At 61.0% G+C, this 25,684-nt stretch carries 23 protein-coding genes; 16 read left to right on the top strand and 7 right to left on the bottom strand.

Annotated elements, in window-relative coordinates; translation table 11 throughout:
- Window positions 1–102 precede the first annotated feature (102 nt).
- The 3 genes from ACM64M_RS04025 to ACM64M_RS04035 all read left to right on the top strand — a co-directional run bounded on the left by ACM64M_RS04025 (window position 103) and on the right by ACM64M_RS04035 (window position 2,434).
- Window positions 103–1,071: an alpha/beta fold hydrolase gene (locus ACM64M_RS04025; protein WP_416227638.1), complete on the top strand. Its 969-nt coding sequence runs from the start codon at window positions 103–105 to the stop codon at window positions 1,069–1,071.
- Window positions 1,068–2,192, top strand: a complete 1,125-nt coding sequence (locus ACM64M_RS04030) for an NAD(P)/FAD-dependent oxidoreductase (RefSeq protein WP_416227379.1) — start codon at window positions 1,068–1,070, stop codon at window positions 2,190–2,192. The genes ACM64M_RS04025 and ACM64M_RS04030 overlap by 4 nt, the downstream gene beginning before the upstream one ends.
- A 65-nt stretch (window positions 2,193–2,257) precedes the next feature.
- Window positions 2,258–2,434 carry a YegP family protein gene (locus ACM64M_RS04035; protein WP_416227380.1) on the top strand — a complete coding sequence of 59 codons (177 nt, stop codon included), beginning with the start codon at window positions 2,258–2,260 and terminating at the stop codon, window positions 2,432–2,434.
- Between the two features lie 81 nt (window positions 2,435–2,515).
- On the opposite strand, the gene rnhA is transcribed toward ACM64M_RS04035, so the two are convergent.
- From rnhA to ispH, 3 genes are read right to left on the bottom strand one after another with little or no spacing between them, the layout of a single operon-like run.
- On the bottom strand, window positions 2,516–2,959 hold the full coding sequence (gene rnhA, locus ACM64M_RS04040; RefSeq protein WP_416227639.1) for a ribonuclease HI: 444 nt from the start codon (window positions 2,957–2,959) through the stop codon (window positions 2,516–2,518).
- A gap of 28 nt (window positions 2,960–2,987) precedes the next feature.
- Window positions 2,988–3,983, bottom strand: coding sequence for a homoserine kinase (locus ACM64M_RS04045; protein WP_416227381.1), 996 nt, complete (start codon window positions 3,981–3,983; stop codon window positions 2,988–2,990).
- Window positions 3,984–4,005: 22 nt separating this feature from the next.
- Window positions 4,006–4,977 carry a 4-hydroxy-3-methylbut-2-enyl diphosphate reductase gene (ispH, locus tag ACM64M_RS04050; RefSeq protein ID WP_416227382.1) on the bottom strand — a complete coding sequence of 324 codons (972 nt, stop codon included), beginning with the start codon at window positions 4,975–4,977 and terminating at the stop codon, window positions 4,006–4,008.
- Window positions 4,978–5,073: 96 nt separating this feature from the next.
- On the opposite strand from ispH, the gene ACM64M_RS04055 reads away from it, so the two are divergent.
- The 9 genes from ACM64M_RS04055 to tatC all read left to right on the top strand — a co-directional run bounded on the left by ACM64M_RS04055 (window position 5,074) and on the right by tatC (window position 12,573).
- Complete coding sequence (locus ACM64M_RS04055) at window positions 5,074–5,748, top strand: hypothetical protein (protein WP_416227383.1); 675 nt, start codon at window positions 5,074–5,076, stop codon at window positions 5,746–5,748.
- Window positions 5,749–5,863: 115 nt separating this feature from the next.
- Entirely contained in the window at window positions 5,864–7,615 is a 1,752-nt protein-coding gene (gene argS, locus ACM64M_RS04060; RefSeq protein ID WP_416227384.1) for an arginine--tRNA ligase, read from the top strand.
- Window positions 7,616–7,629: 14 nt separating this feature from the next.
- Window positions 7,630–8,328: an SPOR domain-containing protein gene (locus tag ACM64M_RS04065; RefSeq protein WP_416227385.1), complete on the top strand. Its 699-nt coding sequence runs from the start codon at window positions 7,630–7,632 to the stop codon at window positions 8,326–8,328.
- A gap of 110 nt (window positions 8,329–8,438) precedes the next feature.
- Entirely contained in the window at window positions 8,439–9,461 is a 1,023-nt protein-coding gene (gene nagZ, locus ACM64M_RS04070) for a beta-N-acetylhexosaminidase (protein WP_416227386.1), read from the top strand.
- Between the two features lie 125 nt (window positions 9,462–9,586).
- Entirely contained in the window at window positions 9,587–10,357 is a 771-nt protein-coding gene (locus tag ACM64M_RS04075; protein WP_416227640.1) for a segregation and condensation protein A, read from the top strand.
- Window positions 10,354–10,971, top strand: coding sequence for an SMC-Scp complex subunit ScpB (gene scpB / locus ACM64M_RS04080; protein WP_416227387.1), 618 nt, complete (start codon window positions 10,354–10,356; stop codon window positions 10,969–10,971). The genes ACM64M_RS04075 and scpB overlap by 4 nt, the downstream gene beginning before the upstream one ends.
- A gap of 104 nt (window positions 10,972–11,075) precedes the next feature.
- Window positions 11,076–11,315, top strand: coding sequence for a twin-arginine translocase TatA/TatE family subunit (locus tag ACM64M_RS04085; protein ID WP_416227388.1), 240 nt, complete (start codon window positions 11,076–11,078; stop codon window positions 11,313–11,315).
- Window positions 11,316–11,394: 79 nt separating this feature from the next.
- Window positions 11,395–11,784 (top strand): Sec-independent protein translocase protein TatB, encoded by a 390-nt coding sequence (gene tatB, locus ACM64M_RS04090; protein WP_416227389.1) that lies wholly within the window; start codon window positions 11,395–11,397, stop codon window positions 11,782–11,784.
- 9 nt (window positions 11,785–11,793) lie between these two features.
- On the top strand, window positions 11,794–12,573 hold the full coding sequence (gene tatC / locus ACM64M_RS04095) for a twin-arginine translocase subunit TatC (RefSeq protein WP_416227390.1): 780 nt from the start codon (window positions 11,794–11,796) through the stop codon (window positions 12,571–12,573).
- 156 nt (window positions 12,574–12,729) lie between these two features.
- Here the strand turns inward: tatC and ACM64M_RS04100 are convergent, their stop codons facing one another.
- From ACM64M_RS04100 to ACM64M_RS04110, 3 genes are all read right to left on the bottom strand, one after another.
- Entirely contained in the window at window positions 12,730–13,029 is a 300-nt protein-coding gene (locus ACM64M_RS04100; RefSeq protein WP_416227391.1) for a hypothetical protein, read from the bottom strand.
- Between the two features lie 317 nt (window positions 13,030–13,346).
- Window positions 13,347–14,990, bottom strand: coding sequence for an amidohydrolase (locus ACM64M_RS04105; protein WP_416227392.1), 1,644 nt, complete (start codon window positions 14,988–14,990; stop codon window positions 13,347–13,349).
- An 8-nt stretch (window positions 14,991–14,998) separates the two neighbouring features.
- The gene (locus ACM64M_RS04110) at window positions 14,999–15,916 is read right to left on the bottom strand and encodes an NAD(P)-dependent oxidoreductase (protein WP_416227393.1); all 918 of its coding nucleotides are present in this window, start codon (window positions 15,914–15,916) and stop codon (window positions 14,999–15,001) included.
- A gap of 87 nt (window positions 15,917–16,003) precedes the next feature.
- Here ACM64M_RS04110 and ACM64M_RS04115 point away from each other — a divergent pair, with 87 nt between their 5' ends.
- From ACM64M_RS04115 to ACM64M_RS04130, 4 genes are all read left to right on the top strand, one after another.
- Entirely contained in the window at window positions 16,004–17,257 is a 1,254-nt protein-coding gene (locus ACM64M_RS04115; RefSeq protein ID WP_416227394.1) for a threonine ammonia-lyase, read from the top strand.
- 286 nt (window positions 17,258–17,543) lie between these two features.
- Window positions 17,544–18,389, top strand: coding sequence for an arginyltransferase (locus ACM64M_RS04120; RefSeq protein ID WP_416227395.1), 846 nt, complete (start codon window positions 17,544–17,546; stop codon window positions 18,387–18,389).
- 7 nt (window positions 18,390–18,396) lie between these two features.
- Window positions 18,397–20,622: an autotransporter assembly complex protein TamA gene (locus ACM64M_RS04125; protein WP_416227396.1), complete on the top strand. Its 2,226-nt coding sequence runs from the start codon at window positions 18,397–18,399 to the stop codon at window positions 20,620–20,622.
- Complete coding sequence (locus ACM64M_RS04130) at window positions 20,622–24,878, top strand: translocation/assembly module TamB domain-containing protein (RefSeq protein WP_416227397.1); 4,257 nt, start codon at window positions 20,622–20,624, stop codon at window positions 24,876–24,878. Before ACM64M_RS04125 ends, ACM64M_RS04130 begins: the two co-directional genes overlap by 1 nt.
- On the opposite strand, the gene ACM64M_RS04135 is transcribed toward ACM64M_RS04130, so the two are convergent.
- Window positions 24,875–25,603, bottom strand: a complete 729-nt coding sequence (locus ACM64M_RS04135; protein WP_416227398.1) for a lysozyme — start codon at window positions 25,601–25,603, stop codon at window positions 24,875–24,877. The two genes, ACM64M_RS04130 and ACM64M_RS04135, sit on opposite strands and share 4 nt — an antisense overlap.
- Window positions 25,604–25,684: the final 81 nt, after the last annotated feature.

Raw genomic sequence — 25,684 nt, forward strand, 5'->3', positions numbered from 1 at the left:
GCGCGCGGGGTTTTCCGCAGCGATCCTTCATTGACGGGGAGTGCTACAGGTCAGTGCTTACCAAATAGTAACCAAGCTCGGAGGCATCCTATTAGCACCCCCATCAAAGCCGCCGCCGCGATCAATCGGCGCGCCATTCCGCAGGCCGCAAGCGAGAGCGTGTGGCACACCGTTGACGGGCACACTGTGCGCCGGATTGACTGGCCTGGCGTAGCTGAGTCCCCCCGCGGTTCGATCCTGTTCATGCCCGGGCGCGGCGACTTTTACGAAAAATACCTTGAAACGCTGGAACAATGGCATCGCAGCGGATGGCGCGTTACCGCATCCGATTGGCGCGGGCAGGCTGGTTCGGGCCGGTTGGGCAAGGATGCGGTGACCGGGCACATTGATGATTTCAACACATGGACCGATGATCTTGCACATTTCTGGCGGCAATGGCGAAATGAGGTGCCGGGGCCACATGTGATCGCGGGTCATTCGATGGGTGGGCATCTGATTATGCGCGCGCTCGTTGATGGCAAGCTGAGCGGAGGCATCGCGCCCGACGCAGCCGTGCTCAGCGCACCAATGTTGGGCATGAACGGCCCGGCTCTCCCGCTTCCGGTGCTGCATGGCACGGCGAAGATAATGACCCTGGCCGGTGATCCGACCCGGCAGGCGTGGAAGTGGAGCGAGAAGCCGGGCGAGAAAGCCTCGCGCCGTGCCAATCTACTGACCCATGATCCCGAACGCTATGCCGACGAGATGTGGTGGAGGGAGGCGCGCCCCGAATTGGTGATGGGCCCGGCAAGCTGGCGCTGGGTTGAACGGGCCTATGCGTCCTGGCGAGTGCTTGAGGCACCGGGCGCGCTGGAATCAGTCAATGTGCCGGTGCTGATCGTTTCGACAACTTCGGACAGGTTGGTCAGTCATCCGGCCAATGTTCGCGCGGCGGAGCGTTTGCCCTACGGTAAATTGATCGCGTTCGGCGATGAAGCGCACCACGAGATTCTGCGCGAAGTTGACGCGGTGCGCGAGCGGATGATGCGCGGGATCGAAGATTTTCTGGACGAGGTCGCGCCCGCACGATGACCGAAACGCTGTATGATGTCGCAATTATCGGTGCAGGAATGGCGGGCGCCAGTCTTGCCGCCGAACTCGGCCCCCATGCCCGTGTGTTGGTGCTCGAAGCCGAAGACGCGCCGGGGTATCATTCGACCGGGCGCTCCGCAGCGTTCTGGGAGGAATGTTATGGCGGCCCCGGCGTGGTTCCGCTCACGCTCGCATCGGGAAACTATCTGCGCGAGCACGGCTTTCTCATTCCGCGCGGCGCACTGTATGTCGGGCGTGAAAAGGACAGGCCCGCAATGGACAATTTCGTCCAACGCTTCGCCGGCACAGGGGTGACGATCAAGCGGCTCGGGCGAGAGGGTCTGGCCGCGCGGGTTCCCCACATCCGCGAAGATTGGTGCGACGCAATCTGGGAGCCTGCCTGCGCTGATATTGATGTCGCCGGACTGCATCAGCATTATCTCAAAGCTCTCAGGCAAAGCGGTGCCCATCTCGTCTGCCGCGCGCTGGTAAACCAATTGGAGCGTGAAACAGGCGGCTGGCGGATTGGCACCGAAGCTGGGGAGACTTACCGGGCTGCTGCGGTCATCAACGCCGCCGGAGCCTGGGCAGACACGATTGCACAGCGGGCCGGTGCCCGCCCGCTTGGTATCGACCCCAAACGCCGCACGGTCGTGCAATTGCGGGTCGACCCTGCTGCGCCGAAGGATTTGCCGCTGGTGCTTGATATATCGGAGAGTTTCTACTTCAAGCCTGACAATGGCCGCCTGTGGCTCAGCCCGCATGATGAAATCCCAACCGACCCCTGCGACGCGGCGCCCGAAGAGATCGACGTCGCGCTGGCCGTTGATCGGTTCCAAAGCGTGACCGACTGGCGCATCGAAGCGGTCGAGCGGCGCTGGGCGGGCCTAAGGAGCTTCGCGCCTGACCGGCTGCCGGTCTTTGGTCCAGATCCAGTGGTTCCCGGATTCTTCTGGTTCGCAGGGCAAGGCGGTTTTGGCATTCAAACCGCCCCTGCCGCGGCGCGACTGGCCGCGCAGATCATATTGGGGCAAGGGCGCGACGCGCTGACCAGCAATATTGATACATCTGTTTACGCACCGGATCGCTTTTCGAATAAGAAAGCGCATGCCGAAGGCTAGCCACGCCCGCTGCTATCTGTAAGATGTGGCGCTGAGTTCAACACCACTAAGAGGGGAGTGCCGCGATGGCTCACAAGTTTGAAATCTACAAAGACAAGGCCGGTGAATACCGCGTCCGTTTCAAATACAATTCCGAAGTGATGTTTTCGACCGAGGGTTATTCGAGCAAGGACAGCGCCAAGAAAGCGATCGCTTCGATCCAGAAAAACGGTCCCGGCGCACCGACCGAAGACAACAGCTGAAACCAGCCGTTTGCTACCAAAGATAGCAGGCGTGAGGGGCGGCCCGAACGCCTGTTTTTCCGTGATTCAAATGAAGGCTGTTTAGGCCTCGGTCGCGATTCGGTCAGCTTCATCGCTGGCGAGTTTGTCCACTCGGTCGTTCTCGGCATGGCCCGAATGGCCTTTGACCCAGTGCCATGTCACATCGTGGCGCGCGACCGCATCGATCAGCAGGTGCCAAAGATCTTCATTGCGCACCGGCTTCTTGCTGGCATTGACCCAGCCGCGCTTTTTCCAGCCGTGGACCCATTTGGTGATGCCATCGATCACATATTTGCTGTCGGAGTAAACGTCGACCTTGCATGGTTCGATGAGAGCCGAAAGCCCTTCGATGGCGGCGGTCAATTCCATCCGGTTGTTGGTCGTGTCGGCCGCTGCGCCCGACAGCTCTTTTTCGTGGCCGCCCATGCGCAACAAGGCGCCCCAGCCGCCCGGTCCGGGATTGCCCTTGCAAGCGCCATCGGTGAATATCTCGACCCGTTTCATATCGCCGCTCATTGCCGGAATTTCTGGTTCAGGCAAATATTTCGGCACCGTAATCGTCGTAAAAGCGCCAGCGCGAGACGAATTGCATCGGGTCTTTGCGAGTCACCAATGCATCCTCAGGGGTGTCCAGCCAATCCTCTGCCCGGCTGGCCACAAATCGCAATGCGGCTCCCTTGGCAATGTCGGGCAGCAAGGCGCGCTCTGCCGGGGTGAGCCTTCGGATGTCCTCGTATCCTTGCAGAATCGCGCGGCCGCAGTCTGCGTTATAGGCATTGGTGACCGGGTCAAAGCCCCAGGCAGCATGGGTTACCGCCAGATCGAGCGCCATCGCGCCGGTGCAAGCAAAATAGAAATCGATCAGGCCGGTGACTTCGCTGCCCAACATCAGCACGTTGTCGGGGAACAGATCGGCATGAATTTGCGCCTGCGGAAGCGCGCTGAGTGACAGAGCGGCGGCATCGCGCGCGGCCCCCAGCATCGCCGGTAGAGCGGCATTGATCGACGCCAGTCCTGTCGAGCCGCACCGCTCTAGCAGGTCCAGATTGCTGGCAAAATCCATCGTGTTTTCCCGGCTGAGCGGGAAATCGGCGCTCGCAGCGTGCATCCGCGCAATAACCTGCCCAACTGCAAATGCCTGATCGGGATCGGGGCGGGTCGGCGAAACACCGGGCAGAAATTCGATCAGCGCGGCCGCCTTTCCGTCGACCAACCGAAACGCAGCCCCCGTGCGGTCATGGATGGTGCGCGGTACCGGACAGCCCTTGGCCGAAAGGTGGTCGAGCAGACCTAGGAAATAGGGCAGATCCGACAATTCGATCCGCCGTTCATACATGGTGAGAATGTATCGCCCACCGCCCGCGTTGCCGCCTGTGTTGCCGCCTGTGTTCGAGCCGCTGGTCTCAATCATCCAGTTCGAATTGGAGACACCTTCAGCAATACCCTTTGCCGAAATCAGCCCGCCAACATCGTAATGCCCGATAAGCTCGGCCAGCTGTTCGGCTCCCAGATGGGTGTAGACCGCCATAGCAAACCGCCTGCTGGACCAGTCAGGAAAGCTGACGCGGCAGTTTGAAGACCATTTTCTCCTCTGCCGCCGTGATCGTCTTCTCGCGGATAGGGCGCAACTTTGCCAGTGCATCGACCACTTCGCGCACCAGAATTTCCGGTGCAGAGGCGCCTGCGGTCAATCCGATCGTGCTGATCCCGTCGAGCCACGCGGGATCGATTTCCTCGGCGCGCTGTATCAGTTTGCCCGGGGTGCCCAGCCGCTCCGCCACTTCGACCAGCCGCAGCGAATTGGAGCTGTTGGGTGCGCCCACCACCAGCACCAGATCGCAATCACGTGCCAGTTCCTTGACCGCCGCCTGACGGTTGGACGTGGCGTAACAAATATCTTCGGCCTTAGGCCCGCGGATATTGGGATAGCGCCATTCGAGCGCTTCGATCACTTCGCGCGTGTCATCGACCGACAGAGTGGTCTGCGTCAGATATGCCAGAGGCTCATCGGCATCGAACGGCAGCTTGTCCACATCCTCGATCGTTTCGACCAAAGTCATCTGCCCGGGTTCGACCTGACCCATGGTCCCGATCACTTCGGGATGGCCGTCGTGGCCTATGAAGATGATATGCCGGCCTTTTTCAAGCTGGCGTTCGGCCTGACGGTGAACCTTGGACACCAGAGGGCAGGTCGCATCGACATACAGCAATTTGCGCCGCGAAGCCTCTGCAGGCACCGCCTTGGGCACGCCATGCGCGCTGAACACCACGGGTGCATCATCGGGGACTTCATCGAGTTCCTTGACGAAAATCGCGCCTTTCGCCTTGAGCCCTTCGACGACATATTTGTTGTGAACGATTTCGTGTCGAACATAGACCGGCGCGCCATATTTTTCGAGTGCCTTTTCAACAATCTCGATTGCCCGGTCGACCCCTGCGCAAAAGCCGCGGGGGGCCGCGATCAACAGGTTGAGCGGTTCCGCATGGGTGGCGGCATCGGATTCTTGAAAGGGCGCGTTCATATCGCTCCCTCTAGCGCTTTGATGCGCGTCTCGCTAGGGCGTGATCGCAATGGGCGTTGATGATCGCCAAAGCCATGTATCGAGGGTGTTGTTCCAATGAATTTTCGCAGCCGTGCCGTGCCAGTCCGCATTTTTCCGGTGATAGCGCTGATCGCCGGTGTCGCTGGATTGGGGGCCTGCGCGCAAGAGGGCGAATTGGTGGTCGATCAGGGCGTGGGTATCACTTCGGTGCTGACGACGTGTCCGGCGGTGGGAATCCCGCATTATACCGGTGATATCACCACCTTCCGCGCGGCTGGTGATCCGACGCTGGCCAATCTCGATGTTTCGGCAGTGATGACAAACCTGCGTTCAACCTGTGACGATTCAACCGACCGCATCTATACCGAAGCGACGTTTGATGTGCGCGCACGGCGCAGCGACGTTCGCGGTGCCCGCACCGTGACGCTGCCGTATTACGTGACCATGTTGCAAGGCGGGAGCGCAGTGGTTTCCAAACGAGTGGGTGAAGTCACTTTGAACTTTGCCGACGGGCAAGAGCGCGCCGTCGCAAGTGCGAAGGCCGGGTCTTTTGTCGACCGCGCGGCCGCATCGCTGCCAGAGGACATCCGCGAGCAGATCACCCGCCGCCGCCGACCGGGCGACCCGGAAGCTGCGCTTGATCCTTTGGCCAACCCCGAAGTGCGCAGCGCCATTGCCCGCACGAGGTTTGAGATGCTGCTTGGGTTCCAGCTTACCGAAGCGCAACTGGCGTATAACGCCACGCGATAATGCCAGCGGCGGCCATTGGGCCTGAAGTATCGCTGATTCCCGCGCTTCAATTCGGAGCCAAATCCATGCATCCCACTTTGCATCTGCATGTGATGCGAATACGCACGAGATTGTGATGAGTGACAACAACACCCTTTACGCCGCCTATGGCCGGATCGTCGAAGCGGCGCTGAAAGCTTTGGTGGATCAAGGCGATCTGCCTAGCGATCTGTCGTTCGCTAATGTGACGTTGGAGCCGCCGCGCGATCCGGCGCATGGCGATCTGGCCACCAATGCGGCGATGGTCCTGGCGAAACCGGCAAAGACCAATCCGCGCGCGCTGGCGGAAAAAATTTGCGCCAAGCTTGAAGCTGCAGATGGCATTGCCAGCGCCGAAATCGCCGGTCCGGGATTTATCAATCTCAAATTGAACCCAGTAGCATGGCTTGAAGAATTGGGTGCGATGAACCGGCTTGGCGACAATTACGGACGTTCTGCTTTGGGCAGCGGCGTCACGGTCAATGTCGAATATGTCTCGGCCAATCCGACCGGGCCGATGCACATGGGCCATTGCCGAGGCGCGGTGGTGGGCGATGCCCTGTCCAGCCTGCTTGAATTTGCCGGGCACCGGGTCACGCGCGAATATTATATCAACGATGCCGGCGGGCAGGTCGACACACTCGCCCGGTCAGCATTCCTGCGGTATCGGGAGGCGCTTGGCGAAGATATTGGCGACATCCCCGAAGGACTGTATCCGGGCGACTACCTCATTCCCGTAGGCGAGGCGCTCGCCAGCGAATTGGGTGACCGGTTCAGCAATGCAGCAGAGGGCGAATGGCTCCCCATTTTTCGCGCTGAAGCGGTGACCAGAATGATGGAGCTTATCAAAGCTGACCTCGCCATGTTGGGCATCCACCACGATGTGTTCTCCTCCGAGGCGGCTTTGCACGCTGCGGGCAAGCCCGATGAAGCCGAAGCATGGCTGCGCAAGCATGATTTTGTCTATGACGGCGTGCTCGAAGCGCCCAAGGGCAAGGCGCCGCCGGAGGATTGGGAGCCGGTCGAACTGCCACTGTTCCGCTCGACCCGGTTTGGCGATGATCAGGACCGCCCGATCAAAAAGTCCAACGGTGCGTGGACCTATTTCGGGGCCGACCTCGCCTATCACATGCAAAAGGCAGAAAGCGCCGATGAGCTGATCGACATCTGGGGCGCAGATCATGCGGGCACGGTAAAGCGGATCAAGGCGGCGGTGGCGGCGTTGTCCCAAGGAAAGGGCAAGCAAACCCCCTTTGACGTCAAACTGGTGCAGATGGTGCAGTTGATGCGCGGCGGCGAGCCGATGAAAATGTCCAAACGGTCGGGCAATTTCATCACCATCGCCGATATGATCGACGAGGTTGGCAAGGACGTGGTGCGTTTCACCATGCTGACCCGCAAACCCGAAGCGCAGATGGAGTTTGACTTTGCCAAGGTGGTAGAGGCGTCAAAGGACAACCCGGTCTGGTATGTCCAATATGCCCATGCGCGCATCCAGTCGACCATCCGCAAGGCTGCCGAGGATGAAGGGATTGAACCCCGTGCAGAGCAATTGAGCCAGCTTGGCGCGGAAGAAATCGTCTTGATCCGCCGCGCTGCGCAATTCCCGCGCGAAGTCGAAGCGGCAGCTAAAGCGCGCGAACCCCATCGCATCGCTTTCTATCTCTATGACCTCGCCACCGACCTCAATGCGTTTTACAGTCTGGGTAACACTGAACTGGAAAAGCGCTTCATCCTGAAACATGATAAGGGATTGTCTGCAGCGCGGCTTTTCCTTGCCGCTGCAATCGGGCAAGTGCTGCGCAATGGGCTTCGCGTGCTGGGCGTGCAAGCTGTCGAGCGGATGTAAAAGGTGCAGGATCGGTGATTATCGAAGCCGAATATGAAGAGGTTGAAGATTGCGCCGCGGCTGCGGAAAGCGAACTTGACCTGTCCGATGATGACAGCCTGCCGTGGTTGGAAGCCGATGAGGATGACAATGCAGCGGGCGGCATAGATACCGCGCAAGTTATCGGATTTCTCCTGATCCTATTGACGATCCTGATCGGTGTCGTCGGAGCGATCTGGTATTTCTCCAATCGCGGCACAGATGCCGATATGGTCGCGGACGGCAGCGTTATCGAAGCACCCGAAGGCCCGATCAAAGAACGACCGACAGACCCCGGCGGCAAGGAATTCGCTGGCACCGGCAATGTTGCCCCGGTGGTTGCCGAAGGCGGCACTCGCGAAGGTGTAATGGAAACCGGTGGTCCGGGCAGCGAAGCGACGGGTGGATCTGGCGGCACGGCAGCAGGAAGCAAATCGCAAGAGGTGAGCGCGGGCGCGGCCGGGATTGGCGTCCAGCTTGCCGCCTATTCGTCGCGCGCACGCGCTGAACAAGGATGGAACGATCTGCGCCGCCGGACTGATGCGCTCGACAACGCCCGGTACCGCGTTGAAGAGGGTACGGTCGATATTGGCAAGGTTTACCGGCTTCAGGCAGTGGCAGGCAGCCGGGCCGAAGCGGATCAATTGTGTGCCGCGCTTAAGGCCGACGGACTCGATTGTCAGGTGAAGCCCTGAGCGCGTTGGCAGCGCGTTGCAGCGGTTTCCCACCGGATTTCCCCCCGAAATGTCGGCGTCAAATGGTTAGCGCGCTTGCCTGATCGCTCGCCCGCTGCAAGGCTCCGCGCATGATTCCGGCGATTTTCGGCTGCTCTGGCCCGGTTCTGACGGCCAATGAGCGCGCATTCTTCCGCGAAGCTGACCCTGCGGGCTACATCCTGTTCGGGCGCAATTGCATTGATCCGCAGCAATTGCGCGCGCTGACGGACGACCTGCGCAGTGTGCACGGGCGCGACAGGCTTCTTATCTCGATCGACCAGGAGGGCGGCCGTGTGGCCCGTCTGCGCCCGCCGCATTGGGCGGCCTATCCCAGTGGCGAAGCGTTTGACCGGCTCTATGATCTTGCCCCGGCCAGCGCGATCGAGGCCGCGCGTGCGGGTGCAAAGGCGATGGCGCTGGAGCTTTCGGCAATGGGTATCACGGTTGATTATCACCCGCCGCTCGACCTGCGTCAGCCGGGCGCGCATGACGTGATCGGGGACCGGTCGTTTGGCAGCGACCCCATGCGCGTTGCTGCAATCGGCCGCGCAGTGCTCGATGGATTGGCAGCGGGCGGCGTGACCGGCTGTATCAAACATATGCCCGGCCACGGACGCAGCATGGTCGATACGCACAAGGAAATGCCCACGGTGCATGAAAGCGCGGCAGAACTTGAACATGATCTTGCCCCGTTCCGCGCGCTCAATTCGGCGCTGATCGGGATGACCGGACATCTCAAATTTCCGGTGTGGGACGCAGAATTGCCAGCCACGCTTTCACCCACGATCATCCGTGACATCATTCGCGGAGAAATCGGGTTCGATGGCCTTTTGCTGACCGATGATATCGATATGGAGGCGCTAACCGACACCGTTCCTCAACGCGCCGCCCGCGCCCATGCTGCAGGCTGTGACATTGTGCTCAATTGCTGGGCGAAGATGGCTGACATGGAGGGTATCTGCGCGGCGCTTCCGCAGATTTCTGATGCAGCCGCCGCCCGACTGGATCGTGCATTGGCGAGCACGCATGTTGCAGACGTTATCACCCCTGAACCTGCCAAGTTGCTGGCCAAACGCGATGCATTGCTGGCGCTTTCGGGGGAACCGGTATGAACGCCAATGCAAACGCTGCCGATAAAGCAGTCGGCCAGATCAAAGCCGAGGCGCCGCCGCAGACCGGCTTCATGCTGACCGGCGGAGCGGGCGAGCCTACCGCAGAAACGCCTGAAATCTGGGCAATGGACGAGCCGCCACGGCTGGAGCAGAAATCGGCGGATGACGCGCTTTATCTGGAGCTTGACGGGTGGGAAGGGCCGCTCGACTTGCTGCTCGACCTGTCGCGCAGGCAAAAGGTCGATTTGCGCGCTATCTCGATCCTGGAGCTGGTCGATCAATATCTGGGGTTTATTGACCGGGCGCAGAATCTGCGGCTCGAACTGGCGGCTGACTATCTGGTGATGGCGGCATGGCTTGCTTATCTCAAATCGGCGCTCCTGCTGCCCAAGGATGAACAGGAAGACCCTAGTCCCGAAGAACTGGCCCTGCGGTTGCAGTTACGGCTGCAACGACTCGGCGCGATGCGCGAGGCTGCGGCGAGGTTGATGGCGCGTGACCGCATCGGACGCGATGTGTTTCTGCGAGGCGCGCCAGAGGGTTTGCGCACTGATCGCAAGATTGTTTGGAAGAGCGATGCCTATTCGCTGATCCATGCCTATGGTCAGGTTAAGGCGCGCACTGCGCCGCGCATCTATCACGTGTCGAACCGCCCCGTGATGACGCTGGACAGTGCGCTTGACCGGGTGTCTGCGATGTTGGGCGTGACCCTCGAATGGATGGAAATCCGCGACTTTTTGCCGCCTCATGCCGATCCGGCGCTGCGCAAATCGGCCTTGGCATCGAGTTTTGTAGCCGCGCTGGAACTTGCCCGGGTCGGGCGGGCGGAGATCGCGCAGGAGGCAGCTTTCGCGCCGCTCCGCATCCGGCGTATCCGGGAAGGGGTTGCGATGTGACCGCCCCCCCCGATGAGATCGAGCGCAGCCTGGAGGCCACTCTGTTTGCCGCCGATGAACCGATGAGCCTGGCGGCGTTGGCGGCGCATCTGGGCGGGCTCGAACCAGCGCTGCTGCGAGGAGCGCTAAAGGCGCTTCAGGAACGCTATGGCAATAGAGGAGTGCATTTGGTCGAGCGGGCTGCGCGCTGGCATTTTGAAACCGCGCCCGACCTTTCACATCTGTTGCGCCGCGAAAAGGAGCAAGTCCGCCGCCTCAGCCGCGCTGCCACCGAAGTTCTGGCGATTATTGCCTATCACGAACCGGTCAGCCGCGCCGAAATCGAATCGATCCGCGGTGTGCAGACCAGTTCGGGCACACTCGATGTGTTGATGGAGGCGGGGTGGATCAGATTGGCGGGCCGCCGGGAGGTTCCGGGACGGCCCGTCATTTACGCAACCACACCCGAATTCCTCGACCATTTTGGCCTGGAAACGCGCCGTGACCTACCGGGCATTGATGAATTGCGCGCGGCGGGACTGCTCGACCCGGTGGATGATGCGTTTGAAGAGGCGATGGCCGACCCCGGTTGCGATGCAGAAGGTTGCACACCCGATCCTGACCAAGACGAATAGCGCGCAGACCAAACTGCCTGGATACTCGCGACTGGCGCCGGGGCGGCTTAATCCCTATATTGCTCCCAGCAACACCCAATCCGGGCAATTGAAAGAGACTTCGCATGGGCGGTATCGGTATCTGGCAAATCCTAATTGTGGCGCTGGTCGTGCTCGTCCTGTTCGGCCGTGGCCGCATTTCTGAAATGATGGGCGATTTCGGCAAGGGCATTTCGAGCTTTAAGAAAGGCATGAGCGAGGAGGACGCAGGCTCCTCCGCTGCCAAGCCTCAGATCGAATCTCCCGCCAAGGACGCTGCACCAACTGCGACCAAATCGGGCGAAACCACCGAATCGTCCAAGTGATCCTTTCGCTACCGCGCGTCTGACTGTGCAGAGCGTCTGACTGTGCGGGGTGAGGGAATGGGCAGGGCGAAGGCATGGTATGTTTGACATAGGCGCGGCAGAACTGCTGGTAATTATCATTGTCGCGGTCCTTGTTATCGGGCCGAAAGATCTGCCGTTGGCCATGCGCACCGCAGGCCGATGGATCGGCAAGGTGCGCAAAGTTTCGGCGCATTTCCGTACCGGCATCGACGCCATGGTGCGCGAGGCCGAGCTGGAAGATATGGAAAAAAAATGGAAGGCGCAGAATGAGGCGATCATGAAGCGTTCTGCCGCTGCGAGTGAGGCCGAAGCGGGCGAACCTGTGATGACCGGGCCGCCGCCCATGCCGCCTTGCGGCAATGCGAATGCGGTGCCTGAGTCTGATGCTGAAGCCGCTACGCCGCCGTCTGGAGCGCAGCCCGAATCGCCATCAAAGTCCGGAGAATAGGCGGCGTCTATGGCATTCAAGATTGATGACATTGACGAGACCCGCGCACCGCTGCTTGATCATTTGATAGAATTGCGCGCGCGGCTCGTGCGGTCTGTATTGGCCTTGATGATCGGTTTCGCGGTGTGCTTCTATTTCGCCGACCCCATTCTGGGCTTTCTGGTGCAGCCGCTCAAATCGGCATTTCCCAAAGGCGAAGGTCAGTTGATTTTCACCAAACTGCCAGAGATTTTCTTTGTCGAGTTGCGCGTGGCACTGTTTGCAGGATTCATGGTCAGCTTTCCGATCATCGCTAACCAATTGTGGGCCTTCATCGCACCTGGCCTCTATGCCAAAGAAAAGAAGGCTTTTCTGCCGTTTCTGATCGCCACTCCGGTGCTGTTCCTAGGAGGTGCGGCGCTCGCGTATTTTGTGGTCATGCCGACAGCGTTCAAATGGTTCCTCGGCTTTGGCGGGGAAGCGGGCGGAATGCAGGTGCAGGCATTGCCGTCGGCAGGTGATTACCTCAGCTTGGTGATGCAGTTCATTCTGGCCTTTGGCATGACCTTTCTACTGCCGGTCTTGTTGATGCTGCTCCACCGAGCGGGCATTGTCAGTCGAGAGCAACTGGCGGGCGCGCGCCGCTATGTCATTGTCGGCATTGTGGCGCTGGCTGCGATAGTGACCCCGCCCGATCCGGGCAGTCAGATCATTCTGGCGTTGCCGCTGATTTTCCTGTTCGAAGCCTCGTTGCTTCTGATGCGCTTGCAAGAGCGGAGCATGAAGCGAGCCCTGCCAGCCGCCCATTAAGGGAATGGCGACGAATCCGCGAAAGCGGACCAGGCCAACTGAGGCAGTGGCCGCGTGTCAGCGCAAGAAAGACCTGTCTGCAATCGCAACTATTTGCTGCACGCAAAAAAGAGGCCCCAAACAAGGGGCCTCTTTCAATCTGAATGTGTCAGAAACTTAGGCGCTGACCGGCTCTTCATCATCATCAGCGATGATGATGATGCCACCAATCACGGCAGCAGCAGCAACAACCGCGAGGAGGATGCTGGATCCGCCGGTAAGTTTGCTTTCGCTTTCGGTCGGAGCGACGGTGCGCTCAAAAGCGGCTTCTGCGATGGCTGGCGATGCTGCAAGCGCGAGCGCTGCCGTTGCCAGGGCGAAATTACGGATCTTCATTGAAATTCTCCTATGAGTTGCTGCGATCAAACTCTCTTGCTTCTTAGGCGAGCCGGCTGATTGTGGCAACCCTGCCTGCATCAAAAACTGTCCTTTGGATGTATGCAGAACAGCTTGTATTCAACATCTTACAGCGACCGTAACCCGATTGCATCACTTGCCAAACGGTCAGAAACACGGCGACTCTTCGCACATGCACAAAATTCCACGGTCAAGCGAGCCATACGAGCGACAACCAGCACAAGGGTACCGGCCAAACCCGCAGTTCCTTCGACTTGCGCTATCATCGCAAATCATGACCAAATTATGAAACCTGTGTGTCAATTCAACCATATAAGGTTTGTTACGTAGTCTGCACGTCGCATTGCCTTAATCGACCAAACTGCGCTCATCTGATGCTAGCGGGCGAAAACCTGCGTTCCCCCGACCCAGACTTCGAGAATTTCGGTGGCTCTGATGTCGCTGGGTGATGCCAGCAAGGGATCGCGGTCGACGAACAGGAAATCTGCACGTTCCCCGGGGATCAGTCGCCCGAACCGACCGTCGGCAAATCCTGCGAAAGCTGCCTCTGAGGTGAAGGCTGCGAGCGCCTGCTCCCGTGTCACTGCTTCGTGCGCGCGCCATCCACCAAACGGCTCTCCATTGGCGTCGGTGCGGCTGATGGCTGCCGCGATCCCGGCAAAGACATCGGCAGGTTCAACGGGAGCATCCGATCCAAACGCCAACCGCCCGCCGACTTCAAGAATGCTGCGCCAAGCATAGGCACCGCCAAGGCGGTCTTCGCCCAGCCGTGCTTCGGCCATGGTCCGGTCGGAGGTCTGGTGGAGCGGCTGCATCGAAGCGATTACCCCCAGCTGCCCAAACCGCGGTAGATCCGCGACATCGACAATTTGCGCATGTTCGATCCGCCAGCGCCGGTCGCCGGTATAGCTTTCGGACAATTCTTCGATCGCCATCAGCACATCGGCGTTGGCTGCGTCGCCGATAGCGTGAACGGCTGTCTGGAAATTGTCGAGCGCCGCGCGGCTCATCCGATTGCGCAATTGCGCGGGTGTGGTGAGGGCAAGCCCCGATGTGCCCGGCTCGTCCGAGTATGGCTGCTTCAGCGTCGCTCCACGCGATCCCAGCGCCCCATCAACGTAAAGCTTGATGCCGTTCAGCCGAAGCCGGTCCTGATAGAGCCAAGGGGTTGGGCTGGGGCCAGCGATCAATTCCATTGCTTCAAGCGAATCGGCGTAACCCATGATGCGTATACGCAGCTGACCCAGATCAGCGGCGCGGCGATAGGTTTGCCAGTCGGCTATTTCTGTGCCCATGTCGGCGACGGCGGTGATGCCATTGGCAATCAGACTCTGCTGCGCCATGGCAAAGGCGGCGTCGCGGTCCTCTGGACGCGGAGCCGGTACCGAATTGCCGACCAGCGCTATCGCATTGTCGATGAATATGCCACTGGGATTGCCATTGGCATCGCGTATCACCCGCCCGCCTTCGGGATCGCGCGTGTCAGCGGTGACGCCAGCCATCGCCATTGCCGCACTGTTGGCCCAGTTTGCGTGATTGTCCGCACGTTCGAGCCAGACGGGTCGGTCGGGCACGATTGCATCGAGTTCGGCGGCGGTAGGAAACCGGCCAAGTCCCCATTTTTCCTGATTCCACCCGCGTCCCAGAATCCACGGCCTCCCCGGGTTCTCCTCGGCAAAGGCGGCGATTTTCGCAAAAGCATCTTCGAGGCTGACCGTGTCAGACAGGTCGAGCGTCAAAGCGGCAAAGCCAATATCCATTACATGAACATGCGCGTCGATCATTCCGGGAAGCATGACCCGCCCATTGCCGTCGAGCGCGAATTCGATACCCTCGGGCCGGTCCTCTCCGCGCTCAAGTGTGTGGGTTACAATCCCGTCATCGTCGAACACGATCTGGGTAAAGCGTTTGACTTTGCCCTGTTCGTCAATGGTGATGCCGTCGACATTATACACCAGCGTGTCTGCATGAACGGGCGAAGCGATCAGCACTGCTGATGCAGCGAGTAGAGCGCGAACCATGGTTTTTCTCATTTCGTGTGTTTGGCCTTGCCAAGGCGAGTAATCAGCGCGCTGGTGTCCAGCCGGTTGCCGCCTTGCGCTTGCACCTCGGCATAGAATTGATCGACCAGCGCGGTAATGGGCGCGGAAAGGCCCAGCCGCTTTGCCTCATCGAGCGCGTAGCCAAGATCCTTGCGCATCCAGTCAATCGCAAAGCCGAAATCGAATGTGTCGGCGGTCATCGTCGCCCAGCGGTTGTCCATCTGCCAACTTTGCGCCGCGCCGCCGGATATCGCCTCATAAGTCTTGTCTAGATCAAGCCCCGCGCCTTGAGCCAGCCGGATTGCTTCTGACAGGCCGGCCAAAACACCCGCGATGCACATCTGGTTGGCCATCTTGGCCGTTTGCCCGGCGCCTGTTGGACCGACATGGACGATGGCCTTGGCATAGCAATCCATCACCGGACGGGCGCGCTCGACCGCCTCCAAAGTGCCGCCGCACATTATTGCCAATTGGCCGTTTTCTGCGCCTGCCTGGCCGCCGCTGACAGGGGCGTCGACAAAGGCGATATTGAGATTGCTACAGCGTTCGCCCACCGACTTGGCGATGTTCGCCGAAGTGGTGGTGTGATCAACCAGCACAGCGCCTTGCGGCAATGATGCCAGCACGCCTTCGTCGCCATCAATAACAGAGAGCAAATCCTCATCATTGCCGACGCAGGTGAAAGCGAAATCAGCCCCTTCGGCCGCATTCGCAGGGGAATTTGCGAAGGCTATATCGAGCCCTTCGTCTGCCCATCTGGTGTCCCACTGGGCAGCGCGCAACGTTGAACGGTTGTAGGCGGTTACCGGATGGCCCGCGCGGGCCAGATGGCCCGCCATCGGCCCGCCCATCACGCCCAGCCCGATAAAGGCGATACGCAAGGGTTCGTGCTGTAGATCAGTCATAGGTCCCGGTGCCTAATGCGAAATGCCCCGCTTGCCAACGGAATCGAATTGCCCTGCGCGATCCAACGCCTTAGGGCCGCGATCACTATGAACGCCCCAGAAAAAAGCCTGAAGCCCTCGCCGACCCCGGCAGATTTGACCCTCGACGATGTTCGCGCTGCTGCCGCCCGAATTGAAGGTGCGGTGGTCAAGACGCCTTTGATGCATTCAATTACCCTGTCGGAGATTACGGGCGCGGACATCTGGCTCAAATTTGAAAACCTGCAATTCACCGCCGCGTATAAGGAACGCGGCGCGTTGAACGCCTTGTTGCAGCTGACCGAAGAGCAGCGGCGGCGCGGGGTAATCGCGGCTTCGGCGGGCAATCACAGCCAAGGCCTCTCCTATCACGGCACCCGTCTCGGCGTGCCGGTCACAATTGTCATGCCCAAGACAACGCCAACGGTCAAAGTCATGCAAACTGAAAGCGTGGGCGGTAATGTCGTGCTCGAAGGGGAAACCTATGACGAGGCCTATGCGCGCGCGCTGGAACTGGAAGCCGAGCGCGGGTTGACCTTTGTGCATCCGTTCGATGATCCGCATGTTGCCGCCGGTGCGGGCACGGTTGCGCTCGAAATGCTCGCCGTGAAACAGGATTTTGATTGCCTCGTTACCCCGATTGGCGGCGGTGGGCTGATTTCCGGCATGGCAACCGTTGCCCGAGCGCTGAACCCTTCGATCGAAGTGGTCGGGGTGCAGGCGGCCTTGTTCCCCAGCATGTTCGCCCACATCAAGGGCGAAGCGCGCGATTGCGGCGGCGACACTCTGGCCGAAGGGATCGCGGTCAAAAAGCCGGGAAAATTCACCAGTCAGGTGATCGCTGAGCGGGTGGACGACATCCTGCTGGTGGGCGAGCCGGAACTGGAAAAGGCGGTTGCTTTGCTCCTCCAGATCGAAAAGACCGTGGTTGAGGGCGCTGGAGCGGCAGGGCTGGCGGCGGTGCTCGACAATCCCGACCGGTTCGCGGGAAAGTCGATTGGGCTGGTGCTTTGCGGCGGCAATATTGATACGCGACTGCTTGCCAATGTGTTGCTGCGTGATCTTGCCCGGCAGGGCCGACTTGCAAGGTTGCGCGTCACGCTGCAGGATCGCCCCGGTGCCTTGTTCAGGGTCATGCGATTGTTCGATGCGCACAATGTCAACATCATCGAAATCTATCACCAGCGCATTTTCACCACGCTGCCTGCAAAGGGGCTGATCACCGATATCGAATGCGAGGCGCGCGATGCGGAGCAAGTTGAGCGGCTCGTCGCAGCGCTGCGCGAGGCGAATTACACGGTTCAGCTGGTTGAATTGAATTGAGCGCGCGGGGTGAATGTGATTCGCCAATGAACCATACGGAATGAGCGCAGCTTTAACTTGCTCCAGCAGCCTGTCCCGCATCAGGGCAAGCATTTGACGCGCAGCCATTTTTGCTCCGAAAGGGAGCATGGTCATGCGCCAATTTGTGCAAAGTAATCGATTATTCACCCTGTTTCGTGGTTAAGGGTCTTTTACCGAGGGGGCGAATGGGCATAATAATGTCTTAACAAAGACACAGCCGATTCCCCGCCCGGATGGGCGCTTCGCCAGAGGATACAGCCAGCCCGTGACGGCCCCGATCCGCTTTCCCCGCTTTTTCGTGACGAGCCCAGCGCCGTGCCCATATCTGCCGGGCAGGAGCGAGCGCAAAGTCTTCACAGAATTAAAAGGGGCGCATGCGGACCAGCTTAACGAAGCGCTTGGCAGGATCGGATTTCGCCGGAGCCAGACGGTCGCCTATCGCCCCAGCTGCCTTGATTGTCAGGCCTGCGTATCAGTGCGGGTGGTGGCCAGCGAATTCAAACCGTCGGCCACGCAAAAACGGGACCGCAAACGCAACAGCGATCTGGTCGTTACCGAATGCCGCCCTTGGGCCACGGATCAGCAGTTTGAGTTGTTGAGCAAATATCTAAGCGTGCGGCATCCCGATGGCGGCATGTCGGCGATGGATGAACTTGATTATGCGGATATGGTTGAGCACACACCGGTGACCAGTACGCTCGTGGAATATCGCGAACCATCAGAAAGCAGTGTGCCGGGGCGCTTGGTTGGCGCCTGCCTGACCGACCGGCAGGGCGATGGCCTGTCGATGATCTATTCCTTTTATGACCCCCATCATCCCGATCGTGCAGGGTTGGGCAATGCCATCATCCTTGACCATATAGAACGCGCGGCGCGAAGCGGCCTGCCCTATGTCTATCTGGGGTATTGGGTCGATGGCAGCCCGCGGATGCAATACAAGGTCCGTTATCGCCCGCTAGAACGGTTAACCCGCGATGGCTGGCAGCGGATGGATGAAGCGGAGCAGAGCCGTTTGATCTCCGCCGCGACCGCTCCGCGCGACAAATCGGCTGGTGCAATCGGCGGTTCAAGGGGTAAAGACGGGCAAGCGGTAAAATTCCGAGCGAGCTGAACAACTTTTGCGATTTCCAAAGCTCAATCTGGCCATTGCGGTCAGCCTGATTGCGTCCGGCACGGCAGCGGCGGGGCAGGAAGCTGCGCCAAATTCCTCCACGCTCCCCTCAGGCACCGCAGCACAAACGCTGGACGACCTGATCCCACAAAGCGCGGAGGACGATGCCGAAAGTTGGGCCGCCGATGGCAGTGTAACCGATCGCCCTCCTGAACAACCCGAACGCCAAGACGGTGAGGACGCCGAAGGGCAAGGCGAGAAGATTGGCGCCGACATGCCCGAGCCCGCGCCTTTGGATGTGGAAACGGCGTTGGGGCAGATTGGCGATGCAGAACTCGTTCCGCTTGATCCTGATCCCGACCGCCCCTCATTTGCAGATATCGCCGCGCCCGATCTGGTCGAATTACCCGAACTTGCCGAATATCCCTTAACCGAAACGCTAATTCTCGCATTTCCCGCAGAGCAGGAGGCGTTTCCAGAGCGCGCGGATTTCATTTCCCGTTTCCGTGCCCTGTCTTCAATCACCGCGCTCGATTCGGACGCGGAGACGGTGCCGCAGCTCGCGGCCCGCGCGCGGGCAGACGCGGAACTGCTGGCACAGATGCTGCGCACATACGGCTATTACAGCGGCGATGTCGTGCGCCAGCTTTCAGGCGGGCGGCGCGGATTTGGCGATCAATTGCGCCCTGAAACGCCCGACGCTGCGGCGCAAGAGCCCAAGGTTCGGTTTGACATTATCCCCGGTTCACGGTTTCGCTTTGGCACGGTCGATCTTGGAAAGTTGGGGATGCTTGCCGGCGCAGATGGAAACGATTTGCGCTCAGCCTTTGGCATTGCACCGGGCGATCCGCTCTATGCCGACCGAATCATCACCGGGCAGACGGAGCTGCGGCTCGCTCTGGGAGAAAGCGGCTATCCCTTTGCGAAGCTAGGAGAACCCGCGCTGCTGATTGATCACGCCCGCGAGGAAGGCGACCTGACGCTCATCGCCGAACCTGGCGGAAAATACCAGTTTGCCCGCGTGGTCAGCAGCGATCCCGAATTCCTCTCGGACCGTCATTTGCAGCGCATTGCGCGGTTCGATCCAGGAGATACTTACCGTACGAGCCTGCAATCCGACCTGCGCCGCGCGATCCTCGCCACCGGCCTGGTCTCTAGCGTGGCGATTACACCGCGCGAAACAGCACCACCCATCGATGGACAGCCGGGCGAGGTTTCGCTGGATGTCGCGTTGGAGCGGGCACCGCTGCGGACAATTTCGGGGGCCGTCGGTTACGGGACCGAGGACGGGTTCAAGCTTGAGGCGGGCTGGGAGCATCGCAACCTGTTCCCGCCCGAAGGTGCGCTGCGGCTGCGCGGGATTGTCGGCACACGCGAACAGCTTGCCAGCGTCACCTATCGCCGCAACAATTTTCGGACGCGCGATCAGGTGCTGACGGTTGACGCCTATGGCAGCGACATTGAAACCGAAGCGGTCGATGCACGCACAATTGCATTGCGGGGTTCGTTTGAACGGATTTCAAACCTGCTTTTTCAGAAACCACTCAGCTGGCAAGTCGGTGCTGAGGTGCTCTATTCGGACGAGCGCAACCGCATCATCGGCGGGATCGAACGTCCGCGCCAAACCTATATGATTGCGGGTTTGTTCGGCAGCGCGACGATCGACTCGAGTGACGATTTGCTCGACCCCACCAGTGGGTACCGCCTGACCGGCTTTCTCGCTCCCGAAGTTTCGCGCTCGCTTGGCACCGAGAGTTTCTATCTGCGCGCACAAGCCGATGCGAGCTATTATCACGATGCGGGCCGGGCGGTTATTGCGGGCCGCCTGCGCGCGGCGACGATCCAGGGTGCTGATGTCTCCGCCGTTGCCCCTTCGCGCAGGCTCTACGCAGGCGGCGGAGGATCGGTACGCGGATATGGCTTCCAAGGGATCGGCCCGCGCAATGATCTGGGCGAGGCCACAGGCGGCGCATCGCTGGTCGAGGTCGCGTTGGAAGCGCGCATTCAGACCGGTCTGCTTGACGGCGCGGTGGAATTGGTGCCGTTTATCGACGCAGGCACGGTTTCGCTGGGATCGACTCCGGATTTCCGCTTTATCCAGTTCGGCGCAGGGGTCGGGGTGCGATATAAAACCAGCTTTGGTCCTATCCGAGTTGATGTCGGAGTGCCATTGAACCCAGGTCAATTTGATGCACCTGTGGTGGTGTATGTGTCGCTTGGACAGGCGTTCTGATGGCCGTCGAAAGGGATTATCCGACCAATGAAGCGCCTGAGAGCGGACGCAAGCGTCGCTGGGCCAAGTGGCTTGGCTGGGCCATCGCCATCGTCGTGACTCCGGTGCTGCTCGCAGCTGCGTTCTTGAGCTCACCCATCGGTAAGCGCTTCGTCACCGATCAAATTGCGCAAATGGCGCCAGTTTCGGGGCTCCGCTTTGAAGTAGGCCGGATCGAGGGCGACATTTATGGCGCGGCGGTCTTGCACGACGTAGTAGTGAAGGATCCTCAGGGCACTTTTCTGACCATTCCCGAAGTCGCGCTCGACTGGCGGCCACTGGCATGGTTGTGGAGCGGGCTCGATATCCGCGAGTTGAGCGTTCGGCGCGGGAAGCTTGCGCGGCTACCGGAACTTTTGCCTGGTGATCCCGATGCGCCCTTCCTGCCTGATTTCGATATTCGCGTCGATCGCTTCGAGATCGACAATCTTGCGCTGGCACCGGGGATTGCGGGGGAGGCTGCGCAGCGCGCCGACCTGAAGGCAAAGGTCGATATCAGACAAGGCCGCGCGCTTATCGATGCAAACGGTACACTCGGAACCGAGGATCGCATCGCATTGCTGCTCGATGCCGTGCCCGATGGCGACGTATTCGATCTTGCGTTGGAATACAGCGCTGCCGCAGATGGCCCGATCGCGGAGTTGACTGGGCTCGAAGCGGCGTATGAGGCGCGGATTGCGGGTGAGGGGACATGGTCACGCTGGCTCGGGCATGCGCTCGTGAAGCGCGAATCCGCTGCCGGAACAGGTGCAGACCACCCCTCCTCTAATGCACCACCCGCAAAGAACCGCGTCGCGGCCTTTCGTATCACCAATATTGGTGGGGATTACGGAGTGCTAGGGCAAGTGACTCCGACAATGTCCAGTGGCTCGATAATCGATCGCGCGCTGGGCAATGCAGTCTCGATAGCGGTCACAGGGACGCTTGATGAAAGCGTGTTCGATGGCCAGTTTGCGGCGGTCACTTCGGCGCTTGATTTGCGCGCAGATGGCGCGATTGATCTGGCAGGCAACCGCGCCGACAAACTTGAGGCAAGCGGAACCTTGCGCGATCCCGATTTGCTGGGAGAGATGGCGCGCATCGAGGGGTTGAGTCTAGCAGCGGTGATCGACGGTCCATTCCGCCGTCTTGCCATCGAACATGATTTGATTGCCGAATCGTTTGAGTTCTCCGGCGCGGTGTTCGCGCTGGGGCTTGCGCAATCGGGCACCGCAAGTTTTGACGGCAAGGCGCTGCGGGTGCCGCTCAATCTGACCGCAGAACAGGTTCTAACAGGGAACGATCTTGTTGATCCGCTGCTACAAGGCGGCAAGCTGAACGGACTGCTGACCTATGCTGGCACGCAGATCGAAGCGGACGCCATGGAGATTGATTTCCCCGGCCTTTCCGCGCAGCTCAGTCTGCGCGGCGACACTGCAAAGGGAGCCTATGCGCTGGCCGGACCGATCACCGCCCGTGCGCTTGCGATCGAGAATGTCGGCCGAGTGAGCGTCAATTCCAAGGTGCTGGTCAAATTCGGCAGTGCTTTGCCGTGGAGTGTGCGTGCCAATCTTTCGGGCGCAGTCAACGATGTCAGCAACGCCAGCATTGTGGAGCTTGCAGGCGAACAAGTGCGCTTTGACGGCAGCATCGACGCAGGGGCAAACAGGCCGCTGGTGTTGCGCGGTGGGACCATTGCCAGCGCGCGGCTGAACGCTGCGTTCGACAGCCGTGTTGCCAGGGGCCGGACCGCATTGATCGGCAGCGGAGAGCACACGGCGTACGGTGCATTCACCTTTGACGCAGAGATTGCGGCGAACGGCCCGCGCGCGGTGCTGGTGTTGGCCGATCCGCTGCCATCTGCCGGACTTTCCGACGTCCGCGTAGCGATAGCGCCCAGCGATGACGGCTTCGCCATCGAAGTTGCGGGTGGTTCGCTGTTGGGTCCGTTCGAAGGCGCGCTCGGCCTGCAACTGCCCGCCAATGCACCGGTGCGAATCGCGATTGAGGCGCTGCGCGTCTATCGCACCAATGTCACGGGTACGCTCACGCTGCGTGACGAGGGAGTTGCGGGCGATCTTGCCCTGAGCGGCGGCGGGATCTCTGGCACCATCGCGTTGGTTCCGGGTGCAGGCGGGGTGCAAGGTTTCGACCTCAATCTGGCAGCAAGGCAGGCACAGTTTGGCGGAGCTACTCCTATGGCACTCGTCCTTGCCGACATTTCGGCCAGCGGCAGCTTCACGGGTCAAAGCAGCCGGATCGATGCTGACATCAGCGGTACCGGCTTTGAATATGGCGCGCTCACCATTGCCAGCTTTGCCGCCGCAGCTGAGATCGTGGATGGGCGCGGTCAGGTCACCGCATCGATTGCTGGACGCCGCGCCGACCGGTTTGCATTGAAGCTGGACGGAGACTTCGCGCCTGAACGGATCGCGGTGATCGCGCAAGGCGAGTATGGCGGGCGGCGGATCACCATGCCGCGCCGAGCGGTGCTGACCCCGCTCGAAGAGGGGGGCTACCGGCTTTCACCAACCCAGATCGGCTATGCCCGCGGCTACACCATCATCGAAGCCACATTGGGCGGCGACGTGACCGAGGTCGAGGCGCGGCTTGCGCGCATGCCGCTGCGGCTTGCCGATCTTGCCGGTGCGGAGCTGGGTCTCGGCGGGCAGCTGTCGGGAGTCGTCAACTGGAACCAGCGCGGCACTGCGCCGCCAACGGGCCGCGCGCGGGTTCGGATCGACAGGTTCACCCGCTCTGGCCTGATCCTCTCCTCGCGTCCGATTGACCTCTTTGCGGTGGCCGATCTCAGTCCGACGCAAGTCACGTTTGGTGCCAGGTTGCGCGAGGGCGAGATCCAGCTTGGCATGGTCGATGCGCGCGTCACGCGGATGCCTGCGAGCGGCGAACTGAGTCAGCGAATCATGCGCGGGCGGCTCGCCGCCGAACTTGGTTACGAAGGCCCTGCACAATCGCTCTGGCGGCTGGCGGCAGTTGAGACCTTCGACCTGACTGGGCCGCTGAGAATCGCCGCGCGCGCGACCGGGACACTGGCCAACCCGCGGATCACTGGCGACCTTTCCAGCGACGATCTGCGGCTGCAAAGCGCGATCTCTGGCACCGACATCGACAACGTCACCGCGCGCGGTCGCTTTGCTGGATCGCGGCTCGAGCTCACCCGCTTTGCCGGGACCACGAGCGGCGGCGGCAGCGGCAGCGGAACTGTCAGCGGCAGCGGCTTTGTCGACCTTGCCGGGATCAGCGCCAACCGCGGCCCCCGGATCGACATTCGCGCCGCCGCTGACAACGCCCGTTTGCTCAACGCCAGCGGGCTTGACGCCGCGATCACCGGCCCGCTGCGCATCGTCTCCGATGGCATTGGCGGAGCCATCGCCGGACGGGTCCGCATCAACCGCGCCAGTTGGCGGCTGGGCGTGGCGGCGGAAGACCTGCGCCTGCCTGTAATCGCCACGCGCGAGATCAACCGCCCGGATCAACGCAACACCGCTCGCAGCGCCGCGTCCGGTTCGTGGCGCTATCTGGTCAATGCCCGCACCACCAACCGCATCGCTGTGAACGGCATGGGCCTTGCCAGCGAATGGGGCGCTGACATTGCCCTGCGCGGCACTGTTCAGGACCCGCGCATCGGCGGCGAGGCGCGGCTGGTGCGCGGCGATTACACCTTTGCCGGCACCCGCTTTGAACTCACCAGCGGACGCATCGACTTCGATGTCACCGAACCGATCGACCCGCGGCTCGACATCGAAGCCAGAGCCAATGCCAATGGCACCGCTGTCACCATTGACATCACTGGCAATGCGCAGACCCCGCAAGTCGCCTTTTCCTCCACCCCCGCGCTGCCGGATGAGGAGATCCTCGCGCGGTTGCTGTTCGGCGGCTCGGTCACGTCGCTCTCCGCCACCGATGCCGTCCAGCTGGGTGCAGCATTGGCAGCGCTGCAGGGCGGCGGCGGGCTTGACCCGATTGGCGAGCTGCGCCGCTCCATCGGCCTCGATCAACTCCGCATTGTCAGCGCCGATCCGGCGTTAGGGCGGGGCACAGGCGTGGCACTGGGCAAGAACCTGGGCCGCCGCGTCTACATCGAACTGGTGACCGACGGTCAGGGTTACAGCGCCACGCAGGTCGAATACCGGATCACCAGCTGGCTCGCGCTGCTCGGCAGTGTGTCGACCGTGGGGCGCGACAGCGTGCTGGCCGAAATCAGCCGCGATTACTAAGCGGCATACAGCCGTGCCTCCTCCGCGCGCCGCCGCACCAGCCCTTTGAGCACCCGCCCGCCTGCGCGGTTCCAGCGCGCGAACTCCGCCGCCGCGCCCGCGTGATCGCCCGCAATGTGCTTGCGCGTCAGCGTCGCGCGGTAAATCGCGCCGGTGTTGTAGTGAAAGCTGACCAGCGCATCGAACTGCGCCTGTGTCGTTGGGGTATCGCCAATCGCGCGTGCGACATCGCTGGCATAGCGCTGCAGGTCGCTTTCCAGCCGCGCATCGCATTGCGCCTGAGTCCAGGTGGTGCCGGGACCGATGCGCCCCTGCCCGTCAAGATCGGGTCCGGTCGCGCCCCAGCCGATGGTCCAGGGCTCTGCGCCGGTGCCGGGATCGGGATAGGCCTCCACCAGACCGTCGCGCCGCAGCCGCGCGCAGCCCTCAAAGCGCTTGATGAGCGCGGTCCCCGCCGTGCCGATGCGGGTGGGCAGGGCGGTTTGCGGTTGCCTTGCCTTGCTGATGAGCGGCACGCCTGACACACCTGACACACCTGACACACTGTCCAGAGGCGAAAAGCGGGCGGGTCCATCGGCTCTGGCTTCAGGCCCGGTTTCGGGGCCATCACCCAGCGCATCACCCAACGCATCATCCAGCCGGTCGACCTCCGACTGGCGAAATCCGCGCCGCAGCATCGTGCGAACGACATCAAAAACAGGCTTGCGATCATGGTTCAGGGACATGGGGGCCTCACTACCGGGGAAAGAGGCGGATGTATTAGGCACAAAGGCACGCTGTAGGAAAATGGATTGGTGTGCGTAAGA

Origin of the sequence: Qipengyuania sp. ASV99 (genome assembly GCF_047872805.1) — a bacterium.
Classification (GTDB): Bacteria; Pseudomonadota; Alphaproteobacteria; order Sphingomonadales; family Sphingomonadaceae; genus Erythrobacter.

Coding starts and splice junctions, on each gene's coding strand:
- ACM64M_RS04030 (WP_416227379.1), top strand. CDS start 1,068: ATGACCGAAACGCTGTATGATGTCGCAATTATCGGTGCAGGAATGGCG.
- ACM64M_RS04035 (WP_416227380.1), top strand. CDS start 2,258: ATGGCTCACAAGTTTGAAATCTACAAAGACAAGGCCGGTGAATACCGC.
- rnhA (WP_416227639.1), bottom strand. CDS start 2,959: ATGAAACGGGTCGAGATATTCACCGATGGCGCTTGCAAGGGCAATCCC.
- ACM64M_RS04045 (WP_416227381.1), bottom strand. CDS start 3,983: ATGGCGGTCTACACCCATCTGGGAGCCGAACAGCTGGCCGAGCTTATC.
- ispH (WP_416227382.1), bottom strand. CDS start 4,977: ATGAACGCGCCCTTTCAAGAATCCGATGCCGCCACCCATGCGGAACCG.
- ACM64M_RS04055 (WP_416227383.1), top strand. CDS start 5,074: ATGAATTTTCGCAGCCGTGCCGTGCCAGTCCGCATTTTTCCGGTGATA.
- argS (WP_416227384.1), top strand. CDS start 5,864: ATGAGTGACAACAACACCCTTTACGCCGCCTATGGCCGGATCGTCGAA.
- nagZ (WP_416227386.1), top strand. CDS start 8,439: ATGATTCCGGCGATTTTCGGCTGCTCTGGCCCGGTTCTGACGGCCAAT.
- ACM64M_RS04075 (WP_416227640.1), top strand. CDS start 9,587: ATGGACGAGCCGCCACGGCTGGAGCAGAAATCGGCGGATGACGCGCTT.
- ACM64M_RS04085 (WP_416227388.1), top strand. CDS start 11,076: ATGGGCGGTATCGGTATCTGGCAAATCCTAATTGTGGCGCTGGTCGTG.
- tatB (WP_416227389.1), top strand. CDS start 11,395: ATGTTTGACATAGGCGCGGCAGAACTGCTGGTAATTATCATTGTCGCG.
- tatC (WP_416227390.1), top strand. CDS start 11,794: ATGGCATTCAAGATTGATGACATTGACGAGACCCGCGCACCGCTGCTT.
- ACM64M_RS04100 (WP_416227391.1), bottom strand. CDS start 13,029: ATGCAGGCAGGGTTGCCACAATCAGCCGGCTCGCCTAAGAAGCAAGAG.
- ACM64M_RS04105 (WP_416227392.1), bottom strand. CDS start 14,990: ATGGTTCGCGCTCTACTCGCTGCATCAGCAGTGCTGATCGCTTCGCCC.
- ACM64M_RS04110 (WP_416227393.1), bottom strand. CDS start 15,916: ATGACTGATCTACAGCACGAACCCTTGCGTATCGCCTTTATCGGGCTG.
- ACM64M_RS04115 (WP_416227394.1), top strand. CDS start 16,004: ATGAACGCCCCAGAAAAAAGCCTGAAGCCCTCGCCGACCCCGGCAGAT.
- ACM64M_RS04130 (WP_416227397.1), top strand. CDS start 20,622: ATGGCCGTCGAAAGGGATTATCCGACCAATGAAGCGCCTGAGAGCGGA.
- ACM64M_RS04135 (WP_416227398.1), bottom strand. CDS start 25,603: ATGTCCCTGAACCATGATCGCAAGCCTGTTTTTGATGTCGTTCGCACG.